Source organism: Priestia endophytica, from assembly GCF_026790145.1.
In the GTDB taxonomy this organism is placed as follows: domain Bacteria; phylum Bacillota; class Bacilli; order Bacillales; family Bacillaceae_H; genus Bacillus_I; species Bacillus_I endophytica_A.
On record NZ_JALAMS010000048.1, the window covers coordinates 1 to 2,824 of the forward strand.

A 2,824-nucleotide genomic window follows, 5' to 3' on the forward strand; every position below is an offset into this window, starting at 1 on the left:
GACTTCTTGTCGCACCATAATACATCTTAGAGGAAGTTAACAAAGCGCAGACTCCTTGTGGGACAAGGAGTCTGCGACTTCTCTTTTTTCTCCTTTATGCAGGTTTTTATACATCGTTGAGTTAGCAAGCTTTCTAGGATCCATCCACGCAAAAAGAGTGCATAAAAACTAGGGAGTTTATGCACTTATTTCTGGAATAATCTCTGGAATATCCCTCCACGTTTTTTATGTTCTTCCTGTGTCTTCTTAATACTTTCAAGTAACAATTGATCACGTTTCTCCAGTTTATTTTCAATATAGCTTTGCTGCTGTTCAAGGTTAGAAGATAATTGCGTTATAACTTTTCTCTGTTCATCTAATCTTTGAATTAAAGCTTTATTAAATTGTTCTTGTTTTTGATTATGTTCTAGTAAAGATTTAATCATTTCCTCCTGATTATTTAATTTCTTTTTTATATCAGATTGTATATTTGGTTCTTCTAGTTCTAACTCCTCTCCATTCAACCATTGTTGCACCATTTTATAAGACCAATTTTGTTCCTGAATCTTCTTTTTTATCTCCGTAAGCTTCTCAATATTTTCTACAGTGTATCTTCTATGATTTCCATTTGTTCTTGGAATTTCTAAATTGAATTCTTTCTCATAGAGACGCAACAAATCTACACTTAATCCTGTTCTTTTTGATGTCTCTTTTGCAGAATAAAGGGTTTCCTTCTTATTATCATCTTCCAATATTTTTTCCAGGATAATCACCTCAAAAATTAAAAGCTAGAATTGGTATAAACTATTGATATGACTGACCTATTTCTATATCTAGAATCCAGTTCCTCTATATTTTTTTCTAGATTTGAAATCTTATATTAAATTCTAGTTTCTCATCTATATTTTTGTAAGTCTTTATTAAATAATTAAACACCTTTAGGTGCTTATTATAGCCTTCAGGCTAATTATTTTCTTACGAAAAAAATATAAGATTTAGTCTTGTAATTCTATCGACGAATTGCTATTTAAATAGAGGGTGAGAAGAACATTACTTGTTTTAAAAAAAAACCTTACATATCATGAAAAATAAAAAATCTCCTTTAAAGGAGATTTTTTATTCTAACCCAAATATCGCAATCAAACTTGGTGACAATAAAGTTGTTTCTAAACATTCTGTTATTATACAATCGTGCTCTATAATGGAATAACACCTGAGCTTTTATTAGCTGGTTATTCTATAAGAGGTAGAACTGATATTTCTTGGGCTTTTCTTAGGACAGATCTAGTAATTAAACGCCGGAAACGCAATTTTACTAAAAAAGGAAGACACTATTATTTACATTTATAAAGGAGATTTTTATCTAATCTTCAAATAGTTTCGAAAAAAATCCTTTCTTTTTCTCTTGGGATGAAGGGATTGTTCTTTTTGTTTCCTGCACCTCATGGATTAAGGATGAGAAATTTTCATCTCTATTGTTTAAACTTTTATCCATAGTCTGTTTTAACTGTATATTTTGATTCTGAAAAAGTTCATTTTGAACTTTTAAATCCTTGAGTTCCTTTTCCATAGGATTTAATTTATTAGAAATGTCTTCACTATATTTTAAATGATTTGATACTACTGGAACAGCAGTATGATTATTCCCTAAGGTGCTTCTTGTTCTCATCAAGAATAGGACCTGTTCTCTCATTCTCAGGAAGCATTGATAATACTACATTTCCTGCTGTTTCCATAATCATACTTTTATCTTGTATTAGATCTTTCATTCTCTGAATCGGTAAAGTGTCTTTACTAGTAAGTGCCTTAGAATTATTAGCTCCTCTAAATCTATATCCTTTATTCCTTAGAGCAATACAATATTTAGTTAAAGAGCTGCGCGCAATTCCAAAATTCTTAGATACTTCACCACCAGGATAAACTACTTCATTTGCTTGTTCTGGTATTTGTTCACCGTCTATTCTCGCTATATTCAAACCATTATATATAAAACTGTATTTAACAACTCTTTCGACTTAGAATATTATTCTCCTTCCTATTCTAAACAAGTGGTCAATCACAATAAAATCCTTATATAAGGATTTTAAGGTTCCGATGTAAAAATCCCGAAATATCTGCAAGTAACCTCCAAAACTTGGACATACTGATACTAGTATTTTAAAAAAGGATGTAATCAGTATGGAAAGGCAAAATTTATTCAAGGGGAAACATTATCAACCCAACCTTATTTTATTAACCGTCAGATGGTACCTACGGTATAACCCCAGTTTTTGTGATGTAGTCGAAATGATGGAAGAAAGCGGACTATCTATTGCTCATACAACCATCATGCGCTGAGTTCATCATTATGTTCCTGAATTAGATAGGAGAGTGCGAGGTCATCTTAAGCCAACTAATGATTCTTGGCGAGTCGATGAGACATATGTGAAAGTCAAAGGTCAATGGATGTATCTATATTGTGCAGGTGATTCAGAAGGAAATACGATTGATTTCTATTTAAGCAAAACAAGGAACCATCAGGCTGCAAAGCGATTTTTCAAGAAAACTTTGCAGTCTTTTCATGTTTCAAAACCCCGTGTTATTACAGTAGACAAGAATCCATCCTATCCTAGGGCGATTGAAGAAGTAGAGAAGGAGAAAAAAATGCCTGTAGGCATCCAACTAAGGCAGATAAAATACCTTAATAGCATTGTGGAACAAGATCATCGTCTCATTAAACAGAGGGTTCGTTCAGTTTTAGGATTGAAATCCTTTCATACAACTAAATCTATTCCCTCAGGAATAGAAGCTATGTATATCATTAAAAAAGGACAACTTGCTTTGTGTGATATTATCCCTCTTAGGT

3 protein-coding genes and 1 pseudogene are annotated in these 2,824 nt (G+C 32.2%); 1 reads left to right on the forward strand and 3 read right to left on the reverse strand.

The genetic code is table 11. The features are described from left to right. Window positions 1-185 precede the first annotated feature (185 nt). The 3 genes from MOC86_RS23800 to MOC86_RS23810 all read right to left on the reverse strand — a co-directional run bounded on the left by MOC86_RS23800 (window position 186) and on the right by MOC86_RS23810 (window position 1,955). Window positions 186-731 carry a MerR family transcriptional regulator gene (locus tag MOC86_RS23800; protein ID WP_268586405.1) on the reverse strand — a complete coding sequence of 182 codons (546 nt, stop codon included), beginning with the start codon at window positions 729-731 and terminating at the stop codon, window positions 186-188. Between the two features lie 611 nt (window positions 732-1,342). Continuing rightward, on the reverse strand, window positions 1,343-1,648 hold the full coding sequence (locus MOC86_RS23805; RefSeq protein WP_268586406.1) for a DUF3967 domain-containing protein: 306 nt from the start codon (window positions 1,646-1,648) through the stop codon (window positions 1,343-1,345). Continuing rightward, complete coding sequence (locus MOC86_RS23810; protein WP_268586407.1) at window positions 1,620-1,955, reverse strand: hypothetical protein; 336 nt, start codon at window positions 1,953-1,955, stop codon at window positions 1,620-1,622. The genes MOC86_RS23805 and MOC86_RS23810 overlap by 29 nt, the downstream gene beginning before the upstream one ends. A gap of 202 nt (window positions 1,956-2,157) precedes the next feature. Here MOC86_RS23810 and MOC86_RS23815 point away from each other — a divergent pair. After that, a pseudogene (locus MOC86_RS23815) lies at window positions 2,158-2,824 on the forward strand (IS6 family transposase); the annotation flags it as partial.

Excerpts from the sequence above, each read along its gene's own strand:
- MOC86_RS23805 (WP_268586406.1), bottom strand. The coding sequence starts at position 1,648 with ATGAGAACAAGAAGCACCTTAGGGAATAATCATACTGCTGTTCCAGTA.